The organism is uncultured Tateyamaria sp., from assembly GCF_947496075.1.
Classification (GTDB): domain Bacteria; phylum Pseudomonadota; class Alphaproteobacteria; order Rhodobacterales; family Rhodobacteraceae; genus Tateyamaria.
Window position 1 is genome coordinate 284485 of the sequence record NZ_CANMBJ010000004.1, and the last position, 15100, is coordinate 299584.

The window sequence follows — 15100 nt, forward strand, 5'->3', positions numbered from 1 at the left end:
ATAACCGGATCCCCAGGAAACTTCCTCCAAAACCTCCCGGAACGCGCCCGCGTGCTATTCCCGGGCGTTCTGGTTGCCATCCTTGTCGCCATCACCGCGCAATTCCTAGCCGAACATTACGACACGCCGGCGATGCTGATGGCGCTGCTGCTGGGCATCGCGGTCGCCTTCCTCGGGGACGAGGGCAAAACAGTCGAGGGCATCGCCTTTGCCGCACGCACGATCCTGCGGCTGGGCATCGCTTTTCTGGGCGTGCGCATCTCTTTCGAACTGATGGCTGGGCTCGGACTGAACCTCGTTCTGCTGGTGATCGGCGGCGTCGCGGCGACCATCGGCTTCGGCCTGCTGATCGCACGCTTTTTCGGCCACGGCTGGCGCTTTGCCTTCCTCACGGCAGGGTCCGTCGCCATTTGCGGCGCATCTGCCGCCCTCGCGATCAGCGCGATCCTGCCCAAGGATGAACGGTCGGAACAACGCCTAATCTTTACCGTGCTGGGCGTGACCGTCCTGTCAACGGTTGCCATGATCGCCTATCCGATCCTCGTGACGCAGTTGGGCATGGACGACACGGCTGGGGGCATCTTCTTGGGCGCCACGATCCACGACGTGGCACAAGTGGTCGGCGCGGGCTTTTCCATCTCGGAAAACGCGGGCGATACCGCAACGCTGGTCAAGCTGATCCGTGTGTCGATGCTGGCCCCGGTCGTTCTGATTGCGGCCATTCTGATCCGGTCCTTTGTCGAAGCGCCAGAGGATGGCAAACGCCCGCCGCTCCTGCCGGTCTTCGTGATCGGGTTTCTGGCGTTGGCAACATTGAACTCGTTCAACCTGATCCCGGCCCCAGTCACCGACCTGATGAGCCAAGCCTCGCGCTGGATGCTGTTGGTCGCCATCGCCGCCGTCGGCATGAAAACAAACCTCAAGCGGGTGCTGGCGGTCGGAGGGGCCGCCATCGCCCTGCTTGTCACCGAAACCGTGTTTATCGCAGCGCTGATACTTGCGGGGATTTATTATTTTGCCTGACCAACAGGCGAAGGGGAGGCCAGATGACGTTCCAGCAACCTAAGATCAACACGTCGCCGCATGTTTCGGACGAGGTGCGCAAGACAACATGCTACATGTGCGCCTGCCGTTGCGGCATCAACGTGCACATGAAGGATGGCAAGGTCGCCTATATCGAAGGCAACCGCGACCACCCGGTGAACCAGGGAGTACTCTGCGCCAAGGGCTCGGCCGGCATCATGCAGGTCAACGCACCCTCGCGCCTGCGCGCACCCCTGAAGCGTGTCGGCGAACGCGGATCGGGCGAATTTGAAGAGATCAGTTGGGACGAAGCCCTGCAAATCGCCACCGATTGGCTGGCCCCCATCCGCAAGGATGATCCCAGCAAGCTGGCCTTCTTCACAGGCCGGGACCAGTCGCAATCCTTCACCAGCTTCTTTGCCCAGAACTTCGGTACACCCAACTACGCGGCCCACGGCGGCTTCTGCTCGGTCAACATGGCTGCGGCGGGCATCTACACGATGGGCGGCGCGTTCTGGGAGTTCGGTCAGCCCGATTGGGACCACACCAAGCTGTTCATGCTGTTCGGCGTGGCCGAGGATCACGACAGCAACCCCATTAAGATGGGGATCGGCAAGATCAAGGCACGCGGTGCACGCGTCATCGGTGTGAATCCGATCCGCACGGGCTACAACGCGGTGGCCGACGATTGGGTGGGCATCACACCCGGCACCGACGGCCTGTTCATCCTCAGCCTCGTGCACTGCCTGATGAAGGCGGGCAAGATCGATGTGAACTACCTGGCCCAATTCACCAACGCGCCCTGCCTGATCAATGGCGATGAAAAGTCGCCCGAATTCGGCCTGCTGTTGCGGGACGATGACGGCAAGGAATTGGTCATTGATCGTGCTACGGGCAAGCTGACCCCCTTCGATCAGAAGGGCGTCAAACCCGACCTCACCGCCACCCACCGTCACGCGGGCATCAGCCACCGCACAGTCATGCAGCACATGGCCGAACGCTATCTCAGCGACGAATACGCACCCGAGGCCGTGGCCGAGCGCGTTGGTATCTCTGCCAAGCGCATCCGCATCCTGGCCGCCGAAATCGCCCGCGTCGCCTTTGACGAAGCATTCGAGCTGGACCAGGAATGGACAGACTTCCGCGGCGAAACGCACAAGACGATGCAAGGCCGCCCCGTGTCCTTCCACTCCATGCGCGGCATCTCTGCCCACGCCAACGGTTTCCAAACCTGCCGTGCCCTACATGTGCTGCAGATCCTCTTGGGCACAGTCGAGGTGCCGGGAGGCTTCCGCTTCAAACCACCCTACCCGAAACCTGCGACGGCGCACCCCAAACCCCACTGCGGCGTGCAACCGGACTGCCCGCTCGACGGCCCGCATCTCGGCTTCGTGCAAGGCCCCGACGATCTGGCTCTGAAAGAAGACGGCACTCCCGCCCGCATCGACAAAGCGTTTTCCTGGGAAAACCCCATGTCCGCCCACGGCCTGATGCACATGGTCATCTCGAACGCCTATGCGGGTGACCCTTACAAGATCGACACGCTGTTCATGTATATGGCGAACATGTCGTGGAACTCGTCCATGAACACCCGGGGCGTGATCGACATGCTGACGGACAAGGATGAAAACGGCGACTATGTCATACCGCGCATCATCTATTCGGATGCGTATAGCTCGGAAATGGTCGCTTATGCCGACCTGATCCTGCCAGACACCACGTACCTCGAACGGCATGACTGTATCTCGCTACTCGACCGTCCGATCTGCGAGGCGGACGCCGCAGCCGACGCCATCCGCTGGCCCGTGATCGAACCCGACCGCGACGTGCGCGGGTTCCAGTCGGTGCTGTGCGAACTGGGCGCCAAGCTGGGCCTGCCCGGCTTCACAAACGAGGACGGCAGCCAGAAATACGCGGATTATGGCGACTACATCGTCAACCACCAGCGCAAGCCCGGCATCGGCCCACTTGCAGGATTCCGGGGCGATGGCAGCGACACAGGCCGGGGGGACGTGAACCCGGACCAGCTCGACCGCTACATCGAAAACGGCGGCTTCTTCGTCGAACACATCCCCGATGGGGCCAACTACTACAAACCCTGGAACGCCGCATATCAGGACTGGGCGGTAGGCATGGGTCTCTTTGACAGCCCGCAACCCTACCTCTTCACGCTCTACGTGGAACCGATGCGGCGCTTCCAACTGGCCGCCGAAGGACACGGCGACCGCCAGCCACCGGATCATCTGCGCGAGCGGATCAAGGCCACGATGGACCCACTGCCCATATGGTACGACCCGGCACCAGACAACCACGGCGACCAATACCCGATCACCGCGCTGACCCAGCGCCCGATGGCGATGTATCACTCCTGGGGCAGTCAGAACGCATGGCTGCGGCAGTTGCACGGACACAACCCGCTCTACCTGCCGACCAAGCTGATGCGCAAAAACGGCCTCAGCGATGGCGACTGGGCCAAGGTTACTTCGCCCCACGGCGAAATTACCGTTCCCGTCCTCGAAATGGCCGCACTCAACGAAAACACCGTTTGGACGTGGAACGCGATAGGCAAGCGCAAGGGGGCTTGGGCGCTGGACGAAAACGCGCCCGAGGCGACCAAGGGGTTTCTGCTCAACCACCTGATCCACGAGCTGCTGCCGCCCAAGGGTGACGGCCTCAGATGGGCCAACTCCGATCCGATCACAGGCCAAGCCGCCTGGTTCGACCTCAAGGTCCGCATCGAAAAAGCGCCAGCACCAGCGGAATCCCAACCGGCAATGGAACCCATCAAATCACCCGTGGGCAAAGGGCCAAAGCAACTGGCATGGAAGGTGGGCAAATGACACCGATCCAACGCACCCTCCTCGCCATCGCCGCGTTCATCGCAGTCGCTGTCGGCACCTTCATCTACTTCATCGCCAATTGGGACGCCTCCAAAGCCGAGCCCATCGGGATGAAGCACGACCGTCCACTCTTCCCTGTTTCCAAAAAATCCCGGGGTCTGGGGCAGAGCCCCAGTCCTGCCCTCTCAGTGAGGACAACCGCATGACCACACTTCCCACATCCACAGACCGCAAACTCGGCCTCGTCATCGACCTTGATACATGCGTGGGCTGCCACGCCTGCGTGATCTCGTGCAAAGGCTGGAACACCGAAAACTACGGCGCACCACTGGCCGACACCGACGCCTACGGGTCGGACCCTTCGGGCACCTTCCTCAACCGCGTGCACAGCTACGAGGTGCAGCCGGAACAGGGCGAAGCGCAACTGATCCACTTCCCCAAATCCTGCCTGCATTGCGAGGACGCGCCGTGCGTCACGGTTTGCCCCACGGGGGCCAGCTACAAACGGGTCGAGGATGGGATCGTTCTGGTCAACGAAAGCGACTGCATCGGATGCGGCCTTTGCGCATGGGCCTGCCCCTACGGCGCCCGCGAAATGGATGCCGTCGAGAAGGTGATGAAGAAATGCACCCTCTGTGTTGACCGCATCTACAACGAAAACCTGCCGGAGGAAGACCGCGAACCGGCCTGCGTCCGCACCTGCCCCGCAGGCGCGCGCCACTTCGGCGACTTCGCGGACCCCGACAGCAACGTGTCCAAACTGACCGCAGAGCGCGGCGGCATGGACCTGATGCCGGAACAGGGCACAAAGCCAGTCAACAAGTACCTGCCGCCCCGCCCAAAGGACACGCTGTCCGAAGGCGCAGGCGACATCGACATCCTTGCCCCCTACCTCGAACCTGTCGCGCAGGAAGCCTCCGGCTTCCTCGGCTGGCTCGACAAGACGTTGGAGAAATTCTGATGCATCCAGCACCTTCCGTCATCTTTTTCACGGTCTTCTCCGGCATCGGTTTCGGCCTCCTGACCTTCCTCGGCCTCGGCTACCCCGCGGTCACCGGCTGGACAGCCTTCGCCTTCTTCGTCATCGCCTACCTGTGCGCGGTGGGTGGGCTGATCTCGTCCACCTTCCACCTCGGCCACCCCGAACGGGCGATGAAAGCATTCACGCAATGGCGCTCCTCATGGCTCAGCCGCGAAGGCGTCTGCGCTGTCATTGCCTTGATCGTCATGGCGCTTTATGGCGCGGGCCTCGTGTTCTTTGGCCAACGCTGGGGCCTGTTGGGCCTGATCGGCGCGATCTTCTCACTGCTGACCGTGTTCACCACCTCCATGATCTACACCCAGCTCAAGACCATCCCCCGCTGGAACTCGCCCCTCACACCGGTCATGTTCCTTAGCTACAGCCTTGCAGGCGGCGCGCTGTTGGCCGGACAGGTGAAGTGGGCCATGGCACTGATCGCCATCTCGGGCGTCATTCAGGTGGTGCTTTGGATGCAAGGCGATGGCGCGCTAAAAAGCTCTGGCACCACGCTCGCAACCGCCACCAGCCTTGGCAATCGGGGAAGCGTGCGCGCGTTTGAACCGCCACACACCGGCACCAACTACCTGCTGCGCGAATTTGCATTTGTCGTGGGGCGCAAGCACAGCATGAAACTGCGGATCATCTCATTCGTGCTGATGGTGGTTCTGCCGGTCCTGCTGCTGGCGGCCGCGCCATTCTCGCATGGCCTCGCGCTTCTGGCAGTGATCAGCCACGTGGCAGGTGCACTCGCCTCACGTTGGCTCTTCTTTGCGGAAGCCGAGCACGTGGTAGGCCTCTACTACGGCAAACGCTAAAAACAAGGCGGGCAAGCAAGCCCGCCTTTTCCTTTTCAGATAAGCCCTGCGTGCACCAGGGCCGCGTCGACCATGGCCTTGGTCTCGTCCGCCAAACCGGTCAGCGGCAAACGCACTTCGTCCGAACACAGGCCCAGACGGGACATCGCGTATTTCGCACCCACCAAGCCAGGCTCGGTAAAGATCGCCTTATGCAGCGGCATCAGCTTGGTCTGCAAGTCCAGCGCGGTTGCATAGTCGCCTGCAAGGCAGGCTTCCTGCATCTGGCTCAACAGCTTTGGCGCCACATTCGCGGTCACGGAAATGCAGCCTACACCACCCACGGCGTTGAACCCATGCGCCACCGCATCTTCAGCGCACATTTGGATGAAATCAGTGCCACAGGTGATGCGTGTGTCGCACACACGGGCCATATCACCGGTGGCATCTTTGACGCCAACAATGCGGGGCAGTTTGGCCAACTCGCCCATCGTCTCGGGCGTCATGTCGATCACCGACCGGCCCGGAATGTTGTAGATGAAGATCGGGATATCGGCGCAATCGTGCAGCGCCGTATAGTGCGCAATCAAACCACGCTGCGTGGGCTTGTTGTAATAGGGCGTCACGACCAAAGCAGCATCGGCACCAACGCGCGCGGCATGCTCGACAAAACGGATGGCTTCCACCGTGTTGTTCGACCCGGCCCCGGCAATCACCGGCACCCGACCCGCAGCAGCCGTCACAACGGTTTCAATCACCGTCTCGTGCTCCTCATGGCTCAGCGTGGGGCTTTCGCCCGTGGTCCCCACAGGCACCAACCCGTGCGATCCTTCACCGATATGCCACTCGACCAGCTTCTTGAGGGTTTCCAGATCCAAAGCGCCGTTACGAAACGGCGTGACGAGGGCAGGCATAGAACCTTTAAACATTCTCACGCTCCTTTTTTACGTTTGGCAGGCAGAGGGCCTGGGATGATTTTCGCATATGCCCGGAAACGTGAGTTGAAACGGCACGCCCAGAACATATGCTCTAGGCTCTAGCCACGCGATGACAGGAATTGCAAGACATGACCCGGATTGCCCTCGCCTTGGCCCTGTTTTTTACACTGTCTGTGGCGGCTTTGGCCGAACGACCCCGCCCGCTTGGCTGGGCGATGGAAGCGCTGCGTTCCGGCAACTGGGACAGTGCGGCAGCGCTGGCCGCACGCGATGGTGAGGTGGCCGCAGATGTTATCGAATGGCAACGCCTGCGCGCTGCACGTGGAACCTATGCCGACGTCGTCGCCTTCCTTGAGCGACGCCCCGACTGGCCGGGCGAGGCGCTGCTGCGCGAACGATCAGAAGAGGTCGTGGCCGACCAACCCGACGCTGACATCCTGTCCTTCTTCGAAAATGTCGGCCCACAAACGCCCGAAGGCGTGCTCGCCCACGCCACCGCCCTGATCCGTGCGGAGCGGGTGGGCGAGGCAGAGGCGAACCTCGTGCTGGCATGGCACACGATGCCCATGGATGACGCCACGCAGGCACGCTACCTCGCCTCACATACCGATCTTCTAAAGCCTCATCACGCCGCGCGCCTCGACGCACTGCTCTGGTCCGGAGACTTAACCAGCGCCCGCCGCATGTTCAACCTCGTGGACAAGGGCCAAAGCGCCCTCGCCCGCGCCCGCATCGGCCTGCGCGCGCTGGCAGACAATGTCGACGGCCTGATCGAAGCTGTGCCAGACGCATTGCAGGACGATCCCGGCCTCGCCCACGCCCGCTTTGAATGGCGGCTGCGCAAAGGGCGCTGGGACGACGCCAAGGAACTTCTCATGGACCGCTCCCGCTCCGTTGAAGCCCTCGGTCGACCCGACGAATGGTCCAATCGCCGCCGGGCCCTTGCACGCGACGAGATGCGGGACGGCGACGCCGCCCTTGCCTACCAGCTTGCCACCCGGCACTTCCTGACCGAAGGGTCCGCTTATGCCGATCTGGAATGGCTGTCGGGCTACATCGCCCTGCGTTTGCTCAAAGACCCCGAGGTCGCACTCGGCCACTTCCAGAACCACCGCAACGCCACCCGCTCCCCCATCTCGCGCGGGCGCGCAGGCTATTGGATCGGTCGGGCCCACGAAGCAATGGGCAACACCGAAGAGGCTCAAGCCGCCTATGCCGAAGGCGCGCAATACCAGACCTCGTTCTATGGACTACTAGCCGCCGAAAGGGGCGGTCTCCCCATCGACCCCGGTCTTGACGGATCAGAAGCCTTCTCCCCCGCGCAGGACACCCCTCTCACTGAAGATGACCTCTACGAAGCGGGCCTGCTTCTGCAAGCCTCCGGCGAGATCAGCCTCGCCGAGCGCTTCTGGACCCACCTCACCGAACGCCTCGATCGCAATGCAGCGGGCTACCTTGGACATGTCGCGATCGCCGCGGGCCAGCCCCATCTCGCCGTGATGATCGGCAAACGCGTTGCACGGCGCGGCATCACGATCCACGCGCCTTACTATCCCCTACACCCCCTCGCGGATGCCGACCTGCCCATGGCCCCGGAAATGTCGCTTGCCATCGCCCGACGCGAATCCGAATTCGACCCGGTTGTGCAATCCAGCGTCGGTGCGCGCGGGCTGATGCAGGTCATGCCCGGCACCGGGCGCGAGGTTGCGGCCAGCCTTGGCCTGTCCGCCGACCACACAACGGGCCGCATGATTTCTGACCCGGCCTACAACGCGAAACTCGGGGCCACCTATCTCAGCCAACTGGCACGGCGCTTCGATGGCAACGTTGTCCTGATGTCTGCCGCCTACAACGCGGGTCCCTCGCGCCCCAACCAGTGGATGCTGCGCTATGGCAATCCGCGCGCTGAACGCGACGATTTCGACGTCATCGACTGGATCGAACACATCCCCTTCCGCGAAACCCGCAACTACGTCATGCGCGTGACCGAAAGCCTGCCGATCTACCGCGCGCGTCTGGGTAAAGACCCTCTGCCGATCCCGTTCAGCGAGGAACTCGTGGGCTCAACCCTGCTGTCGTTCGCGCCACAGGGTGAATAGGCCCGCCGCCACAATGATGGCAGCCCCGATGATAACGTTGATCTCCAGCACCTCGCCAAAGACGGTGATGCCCACGAGCGCGGCAAAGACCATCTGGAAATAGGCAAAGGGCTGTACCGCGCTGGCCTCCGCCACCTCATAGGTACGGATCAGCAGCCAGTGTCCCAAGGCCCCCGTCAGGCATAACGCCGCCATCCAGCCCCAATCCGGGCCGGTCATCGGCTCCCAGAACCAGACGCCAACACAGGTCATGGCAACAGCCCCCGTGGTCCCGGTCCAGAAAAAGCTGGTCGCGGTGCTGTCATCCCGCGCGACATAGCGGGTCAGCAAGCCATAGACGGCAAACATGATGGCCGAGGCCAGCGGGATCACCGCCGCCGGGTCAAAGACACCCAAGCCGGGTTTCAGAATGAACAAAACGCCAATGAAGCCCACCCCGATAGCAGCCCAGCGCCGCCACCCAACATGCTCGCCCAATATCGGCCCAGACAGGGCAGCAACCAGCAGCGGATAAGCGGCAAAGACGGCATGGCTCTCCACCAGCCCCAACACGGTAAAGGCCGTGACCATCACGCAAATCTCAGCGGCCAATAACAGCCCACGCAGCCCCTGCACCACGGGCTGCCGCGTTTGCGCCGCCGCCCGCACACCGCCCGCCTTGCGCGCAGCAATGCTGATGACAAAGGCGGCAAAGAACCAATACCGGATCATCACCACCATGAAGACGTTGTATTCCGCCGCTAGGTGGCGAGAGATGCCATCCTGGCTCGCAAACACCACCGACACTGCGATCATCAGCGCAATGCCCAGCCGCGTGTTATTGCCTTGGCTCACCCCAGTACCGCCCGTGTCATATGCCGCTTGCGGCCAAAGCCGGGTGCGCGGGTGACAGTGAACCCTGCCTCCTCCAGCCCACGCCGCACAAAGCCCGCGGCGGTATAGGTGGCCGCTGTCCCCGCGGGGACAGTATGGCGCGCGACCTCTGCCATCAGGTCAGCGCCCCACAGCTCGGGGTTCTTGGCGGGCGAAAACCCGTCCAGAAACCACGCATCAGCCTTACCGTCCCACTTCGGCAGCGTCTCGCGCGCATCCCCTTCGATCACAGTTAACATCGCATCCTCGAACTCAGTCGACCCACCACCTGCGGCCACAAGCTGCGCCGCCAAACCCGCAACCTCTGGAAAGGCGGCCAACGCTTTCTCCATGGCGCCCACTTCCATCGGAAACGCCTCAAAACTGGTGAAATGCAAGCGCCCCTCAACGCCAGCAGCGCGCCATGCGGCCCACGCGGTCAAAAAGTTCAGCCCCGTGCCAAACCCCAATTCGACCACATGAAACCCGTCTCGGAACCGCGCGGGCAGGTCATTGCCGCCCAGAAACACGTGCCGCGTCTCGGCCAGCCCGTTGTCGAGGGAAAAATACGGATCGTCAAAGCGCGTAGACACCGGCACCGCCCCGTCGCGCCACTCAAGCTCTGCCCGCTGGTCCTGCATCATCCGCCCCTGTAGAAGGTGTCGCGGCGACCTTGGCGAAAGGCATCTGGAATGGCAACGGCAGACATCACCGTGCGTGGCGCGGGCATCTTCGGCCTGTCGATTGCATGGATACTCGCCCAACGTGGCGCGCGGGTGCAGGTGGTCGACCCAAACGGCCTCGGCACGGGTGCGTCAGGCGGGATCGTGGGTGCCCTCGCTCCACATGTGCCGGAAAACTGGAACCCGAAAAAGCAATTCCAACTGGAAAGCCTGCTGATGGCAGAAACATTCTGGGCCGAGGTCGAGGCCGCAAGCGGTCAGTCCCCCGGCTATGCCCGCACAGGTCGCTGCCAACCCATCGTGGACGATACGGTGCTGACGCTCGCCCGACAACGCGGCGAAACGGCCAAAACCCTCTGGGGTGACGCGGCCACTTGGACCGTCCGGCCCATCGCAAACCCCAACTGGGCGGCGCACAGCAAAACAGGCATGGAAATCTTCGACACGCTCAGCGCCCGTATTCATCCGCGGCAAGCGTGCGCGGCCCTCGCCGCAGCGCTCAAAACTCAAGGCGTCGACATCCAAAGCAAAGCGCCCGAGACCGACACCACTATCCACGCCACCGGCGTCGCAGGCCTCGAAGAGCTGAACGCAAGCCACACCCGCATGGTGGGCGCCGGGATCAAGGGGCAAGCGGCCCTTCTGGATTTCACCGCACCAGACGCCCCCCAACTCTTCGCTGACACACTGCACATCATCCCGCATGCCGACGGAACGACGGCCATCGGATCGACAACGGAACGGGACTACGACAGCCCCACCGCCACAGACACGCAATTGGACGACATCCTGACCCGCGCCCGCGCCGCCATCCCGGCGCTTCAGGATGCCAAGGTGCTTGCCCGATGGGCAGGCCTGCGCCCCCGCAGCCGCAGTCGCGCACCCATGCTGGGACCATGGCCCGAAAGGCCAGGGCACTACATTGCGAACGGAGGGTTCAAGATCGGTTTCGGCATGGCCCCCAAGGTCGCCCAGACCATGGCCCACCTCATCCTCGACGGACGCGATACCATCCCGCAAGGGTTCGAGGTCGCGGCTTCGCTTTAGCGACGCGTTGCCGTCAATGATTTAGACTGAGGGCAGCGGCGACCCGCGGGTTGGCGTGATAGCACCGCCCCATGGGGGCGGGTCGGCGCTGCCCGGCCCAAAGGCCGGGCGAAACCCCAGCGTCAGGCCTCCGCCTCCATGCACCGCCGCCCGTCGGGCCCCCGCACCCACAGCTTTCGACCCTTCCGGCAAAACGTCCCCACCTCGTGATGCATCAGGGGCGATGTTGCGCGAAAGCGGAATTGCTCAAGCGGCCCCAGGCCTGCCTCGGCCAGCAGCATCAGATGCTGCGCCAACAGCGGGCCATGCACGACCAATCCATCATACCCCTCAACATCGCGGGCATAGGGTTGGTCATAGTGGATGCGGTGCCCGTTGAAGGTCAAAGCCGAATAGCGAAACAGCAGCGTGGCATCAAAGCTGTGCAGCTGCGCGACATCCTCATCCGTGGCCGCAACGGGCGGCACGGGACGCGGCGCGTTCGGATCAGGATCGTGACGATAGACAAGGTCCTGCCACTCGGTCACACACAGCGCGTCGTCCTGCCATATCTCGTGCCGCAATGTGACAAAGGCCAACGGCCCGGTCCGCCCCTCCTTGCGGGTTGCACTCTCGCACGATGTCACCTTCTCCGCCCTCACGCCAAGCAACAGCGGCGCATCGAACTGCAACCGCCCACCGGCCCACATGCGGCGGGGCAATCCCATGTCAGGGATGATCCCACCCACCTTCGGATGCCCATCCCGGCCCAGACGATCCGGCGGCTCGGGGGACCAGAAATAGAGCTGGTGAAAGAACGGCGGCATCGGCGCACCAGCCGCAAGGTCCGGCACACGCCCCAAAGCCACCTGCATGGCGCGGGCGCGGGCGGGGTCCATCACATCGCTTTGACGAAGCGGATCATCGTTGGCACTCTGCATGGGTGCACCCTGCGCGACGGAACCGGAAAATGGAACAACCCACACTCTACAGCCTCGATCATCTTGTCATCACCGCGGCAGACATGAATGCCACAATCGCATTCTACACCAAGGTTCTCGGCATGACCCATCGCGTGCTCGAAACCCCCGGCGAACGCCCGCGTCACGCGCTGTTCTTTGGCGCGCACAAGATCAACCTGCACCAGTTGGGGGCAGAGTTCGAACCCAAAGCGCACAAGGCCGATGTGGGCACAGCCGACCTGTGCTTCCTGACCGAAACATCACTCAGCGATTGGCAGGCGCATTTGGAAGCGACAGGCACAGAGATCGAGCTGGGGCCTGTCCCGCGCACTGGGGCACAATGGCCGATGCAATCGCTCTATATCCGCGACCCCGATGGTAACCTGATCGAAATCGCCGTGCGGGCGGACTAGCGCCCGATCTCGGCACGCAGGGATTGCATCAGCTGGGTCAACTCGCGGACATAGATCTCGCCCGTCAACTGGCCGTCATCGTCAAACTGGCTGGATGACGCGGCCAGATGAATCTCCGGCCCCTGCAAGATACACGGACGGAACGGCACCATGTAGCCACGCAACACCATCTGCGCGCGTTCGCCCCCGGCCCGTCCGGCAGCCGCAGACATCACGGCGACGGGTTTATCTGTCCACGGACGCCCCTCGACCCGGCTGACCCAATCCAGCGCGTTCTTCAATACACCGGGGGGCGCCTTGTTGTATTCAGGCGTCGAAATCACAACCGCATCAGCCTCTGCGATCTGACGGGCGATCAGCTGGGCCGCCTCGGGCACCCCTTCGGACGCTTCTACATCACCATCATACAAAGGCATGTGCAGATCGGCCTCGACATAGGTGCAATCGCCAAACAATCGGGCGGCTTCGCGCACCAGCTTGGTGTTGGTGGATGCCTTGCGCATCGACCCCGAAATGCCGAGGAGTGTTGGCGTCGTCATGATCTGTCCCTTGTATCGTTATCGCGGGTAACATGGCGCGATCACCCCATAACGCAAGAGGCCCCGGAACATGTCCGGGGCCTCTGATACTGAATTGTCGCTGGTGATTACTGCGAATTGGGCAGGATCACGATCTCGACCCGACGGTTCTGCTGCTTGCCTTCTGGCGTCAGGTTCGTCGCGATGGGCTGGCTTTCGCCGCGGCCAAAGGTCTGAACGCGGTTGAACGGCACGCCCTGGTTCAGCAACACATCGGCAACCGCATTGGCGCGGCGCTCGGAAAGCTGCTGGTTGAACGCGGCATCACCGTCGCTGTCGGTGTGGCCGACGACCTGCACGGTCGACGCTGGATAGCGCTCAAGGCTGCGCGCCAGCGCCGCCATGTCCGAATTCAGACCCGGACGTACGGTAAAGCTGTTGACGGCAAACAGGATCGCTTCGGGGAAGGACACGATCAGACGGTCGCCGGTGTTGGTGATGGTCACACCGCTGGCCAGCTCGCGCCGCAGCTCGGCCTCTTGCTGGTCAAGGTCATAGCCGATGGCACCACCCACAAGGCCGCCCACGACGGCCCCGGCAATCGCGGTGTTGCGGTTGCCTGTCACGGCCCCGATGACGGCCCCTGACGCGGCCCCGATGGCAGCGCCCGTGTTGCGTTTCTGGTTGATCGGCTCGCCGCTTGGTCCAACGGTGCCCAAGGCGCCGGGATCAGTACACGCGCTCAGCGCAACAACGGCGCCCATGGCGATGACGGTGGGGAATTTAAGCATATCTATGGTCCTACTGCCTTCCAAAACGGGGCCATGTTCGGGCATGACCCTTTATGGGAATGCAAGATAGGTGCGTACGGCCCCCATAAATAGGGGGAAAATATGATAAGCAGCATCCTGCCCATCATTGTGATCAAAGGCTTACCGGAAAATCAGGCCTCAACGCGCGCAGATTCATAGGCCAGCAAGGCCCGTTTGACGGGCAGACCCCAATGATAGCCCCCAAGCCCACCGGATTTGCGCAGCGCCCTGTGGCATGGGATCAGCCAGCTGACCGGGTTGCGGCCCACCGCCGTTCCCACGGCACGCACGGCCCGTGGATTGCCAATGCTCTCCGCGATCTCGGAATAGGTGGTGACATGCCCCGACGGGATCTGCAGCAACGCCTCCCACACCTTGATCTGGAACGGGGCACCAATCAGGTACAGCGGCGCCTCCTTCAACTCCGCATCCTCGGCCCCGAACGCGGCCAGAACCCAAGGGCGCAACCGCATCGGATCCTCGACAAAGGTTGCCTTGGGCCAGCGGCGGACAAGATCCTCCATGGCACAATCCTCGCCCATCTCCGCAGCGAAACCCAACCCACAAATCCCTTTGTCGGTGCCCATGACCAATGCAAGGCCAAACGGACTGTCGAACCACCCCCAATAGATGGTCAGCCCCGCGCCACCCTTGGCATAATCTCCGGGGCTCATGGCCTCCCATCGCAGGAACAGATCATGCAGACGACCCGACCCGCTCAGGCCCGTGGCATGTGCGGTATCAAGGGTGGTAAAACGCTCATTTAGCAGCGCCTTGGCATGGCCCAGCGCCAGGTATTGCTGGAACCGCTTCGGCGACACCCCAACCCAACGCGAGAAAATGCGCTGGAAATGCGCCGGGCTCATGCCCATCTCGGCGGCCAGGGCATCCAGGCTCAACGGCCCGTCAGCGCTGTCGATCAGATCGATGGCGCGCCGCATGACATTGAAGTGGTAGCCGGTTTCGGCGTCGTTGTGCTGTATCTGTTCCATAATGGAAATGTAGGGGATGGGCGCACGGCATGCGACCCGTTTCCTGTGCAAATCGGGCGCGCGCGGACATCGCAGATTTGGTGAACTAGCGCCGCTGACTTGGACCTGTACAGGTCCGCTCCCAAAT

The 15100-nt window shown here is 62.7% G+C and carries 15 protein-coding genes; 8 read left to right on the forward strand and 7 right to left on the reverse strand.

The features are described 5' to 3' along the window. The 5 genes from Q1A51_RS13825 to Q1A51_RS13845 are packed head-to-tail and all read left to right on the forward strand — an operon-like array spanning position 1 to position 5699. Positions 1–1023, forward strand: a complete 1023-nt coding sequence (locus tag Q1A51_RS13825) for a putative sulfate exporter family transporter (RefSeq protein WP_299601102.1) — start codon at positions 1–3, stop codon at positions 1021–1023. Between the two features lie 23 nt (positions 1024–1046). Then, positions 1047–3863 (forward strand): molybdopterin oxidoreductase family protein, encoded by a 2817-nt coding sequence (locus tag Q1A51_RS13830; RefSeq protein WP_299599934.1) that lies wholly within the window; start codon positions 1047–1049, stop codon positions 3861–3863. Beyond that, complete coding sequence (locus tag Q1A51_RS13835; protein WP_299208762.1) at positions 3860–4069, forward strand: hypothetical protein; 210 nt, start codon at positions 3860–3862, stop codon at positions 4067–4069. Before Q1A51_RS13830 ends, Q1A51_RS13835 begins: the two co-directional genes overlap by 4 nt. Continuing rightward, the gene (locus tag Q1A51_RS13840) at positions 4066–4824 is read left to right on the forward strand and encodes a 4Fe-4S dicluster domain-containing protein (protein ID WP_299599935.1); all 759 of its coding nucleotides are present in this window, start codon (positions 4066–4068) and stop codon (positions 4822–4824) included. The genes Q1A51_RS13835 and Q1A51_RS13840 overlap by 4 nt, the downstream gene beginning before the upstream one ends. Beyond that, positions 4824–5699 carry a DmsC/YnfH family molybdoenzyme membrane anchor subunit gene (locus Q1A51_RS13845; RefSeq protein ID WP_299599936.1) on the forward strand — a complete coding sequence of 292 codons (876 nt, stop codon included), beginning with the start codon at positions 4824–4826 and terminating at the stop codon, positions 5697–5699. The genes Q1A51_RS13840 and Q1A51_RS13845 overlap by 1 nt, the downstream gene beginning before the upstream one ends. A gap of 35 nt (positions 5700–5734) precedes the next feature. Here Q1A51_RS13845 and dapA read toward each other — a convergent pair whose 3' ends face one another. Next, positions 5735–6607, reverse strand: coding sequence for a 4-hydroxy-tetrahydrodipicolinate synthase (gene dapA / locus Q1A51_RS13850; RefSeq protein ID WP_299599937.1), 873 nt, complete (start codon positions 6605–6607; stop codon positions 5735–5737). Between the two features lie 137 nt (positions 6608–6744). On the opposite strand from dapA, the gene Q1A51_RS13855 reads away from it, so the two are divergent. After that, entirely contained in the window at positions 6745–8715 is a 1971-nt protein-coding gene (locus Q1A51_RS13855; protein WP_299599938.1) for a lytic transglycosylase domain-containing protein, read from the forward strand. Here the strand turns inward: Q1A51_RS13855 and Q1A51_RS13860 are convergent. Together Q1A51_RS13860 and mnmD are read right to left on the reverse strand one after the other, a co-directional pair. Further along, entirely contained in the window at positions 8680–9549 is an 870-nt protein-coding gene (locus tag Q1A51_RS13860) for a DMT family transporter (protein ID WP_299599939.1), read from the reverse strand. The two genes, Q1A51_RS13855 and Q1A51_RS13860, sit on opposite strands and share 36 nt — an antisense overlap. Further along, entirely contained in the window at positions 9546–10208 is a 663-nt protein-coding gene (gene mnmD, locus Q1A51_RS13865; RefSeq protein ID WP_299601105.1) for a tRNA (5-methylaminomethyl-2-thiouridine)(34)-methyltransferase MnmD, read from the reverse strand. Before mnmD ends, Q1A51_RS13860 begins: the two co-directional genes overlap by 4 nt. Before the next feature lie 51 nt (positions 10209–10259). Between mnmD and Q1A51_RS13870 the strand changes: the two genes are divergently transcribed. Continuing rightward, positions 10260–11297, forward strand: a complete 1038-nt coding sequence (locus Q1A51_RS13870) for an FAD-dependent oxidoreductase (RefSeq protein WP_299599940.1) — start codon at positions 10260–10262, stop codon at positions 11295–11297. Between the two features lie 122 nt (positions 11298–11419). On the opposite strand, the gene Q1A51_RS13875 is transcribed toward Q1A51_RS13870, so the two are convergent. Further along, positions 11420–12217 carry an acyl dehydratase gene (locus Q1A51_RS13875; RefSeq protein ID WP_299599941.1) on the reverse strand — a complete coding sequence of 266 codons (798 nt, stop codon included), beginning with the start codon at positions 12215–12217 and terminating at the stop codon, positions 11420–11422. A gap of 29 nt (positions 12218–12246) precedes the next feature. Between Q1A51_RS13875 and Q1A51_RS13880 the strand changes: the two genes are divergently transcribed. Further along, positions 12247–12651, forward strand: a complete 405-nt coding sequence (locus Q1A51_RS13880; RefSeq protein ID WP_299599942.1) for a VOC family protein — start codon at positions 12247–12249, stop codon at positions 12649–12651. On the opposite strand, the gene Q1A51_RS13885 is transcribed toward Q1A51_RS13880, so the two are convergent. The 3 genes from Q1A51_RS13885 to Q1A51_RS13895 all read right to left on the reverse strand — a co-directional run bounded on the left by Q1A51_RS13885 (position 12648) and on the right by Q1A51_RS13895 (position 14973). Further along, complete coding sequence (locus Q1A51_RS13885; protein ID WP_299208788.1) at positions 12648–13190, reverse strand: NADPH-dependent FMN reductase; 543 nt, start codon at positions 13188–13190, stop codon at positions 12648–12650. The genes Q1A51_RS13880 and Q1A51_RS13885 overlap by 4 nt on opposite strands. A gap of 107 nt (positions 13191–13297) precedes the next feature. Further along, positions 13298–13960 (reverse strand): OmpA family protein, encoded by a 663-nt coding sequence (locus Q1A51_RS13890; RefSeq protein WP_299208790.1) that lies wholly within the window; start codon positions 13958–13960, stop codon positions 13298–13300. A 152-nt stretch (positions 13961–14112) separates the two neighbouring features. Beyond that, positions 14113–14973: a bifunctional helix-turn-helix domain-containing protein/methylated-DNA--[protein]-cysteine S-methyltransferase gene (locus Q1A51_RS13895; protein WP_299599943.1), complete on the reverse strand. Its 861-nt coding sequence runs from the start codon at positions 14971–14973 to the stop codon at positions 14113–14115. Positions 14974–15100: the final 127 nt, after the last annotated feature.

Bases quoted from the DNA above. Each gene is read 5' to 3' on its own strand.
- Q1A51_RS13830 (WP_299599934.1), top strand. From the start codon at position 1,047: ATGACGTTCCAGCAACCTAAGATCAACACGTCGCCGCATGTTTCGGAC.
- Q1A51_RS13835 (WP_299208762.1), top strand. From the start codon at position 3,860: ATGACACCGATCCAACGCACCCTCCTCGCCATCGCCGCGTTCATCGCA.
- Q1A51_RS13840 (WP_299599935.1), top strand. From the start codon at position 4,066: ATGACCACACTTCCCACATCCACAGACCGCAAACTCGGCCTCGTCATC.
- Q1A51_RS13845 (WP_299599936.1), top strand. From the start codon at position 4,824: ATGCATCCAGCACCTTCCGTCATCTTTTTCACGGTCTTCTCCGGCATC.
- dapA (WP_299599937.1), bottom strand. From the start codon at position 6,607: ATGTTTAAAGGTTCTATGCCTGCCCTCGTCACGCCGTTTCGTAACGGC.
- Q1A51_RS13855 (WP_299599938.1), top strand. From the start codon at position 6,745: ATGACCCGGATTGCCCTCGCCTTGGCCCTGTTTTTTACACTGTCTGTG.
- mnmD (WP_299601105.1), bottom strand. From the start codon at position 10,208: ATGCAGGACCAGCGGGCAGAGCTTGAGTGGCGCGACGGGGCGGTGCCG.
- Q1A51_RS13870 (WP_299599940.1), top strand. From the start codon at position 10,260: ATGGCAACGGCAGACATCACCGTGCGTGGCGCGGGCATCTTCGGCCTG.
- Q1A51_RS13875 (WP_299599941.1), bottom strand. From the start codon at position 12,217: ATGCAGAGTGCCAACGATGATCCGCTTCGTCAAAGCGATGTGATGGAC.
- Q1A51_RS13880 (WP_299599942.1), top strand. From the start codon at position 12,247: ATGGAACAACCCACACTCTACAGCCTCGATCATCTTGTCATCACCGCG.
- Q1A51_RS13885 (WP_299208788.1), bottom strand. From the start codon at position 13,190: ATGACGACGCCAACACTCCTCGGCATTTCGGGGTCGATGCGCAAGGCA.
- Q1A51_RS13890 (WP_299208790.1), bottom strand. From the start codon at position 13,960: ATGCTTAAATTCCCCACCGTCATCGCCATGGGCGCCGTTGTTGCGCTG.
- Q1A51_RS13895 (WP_299599943.1), bottom strand. From the start codon at position 14,973: ATGGAACAGATACAGCACAACGACGCCGAAACCGGCTACCACTTCAAT.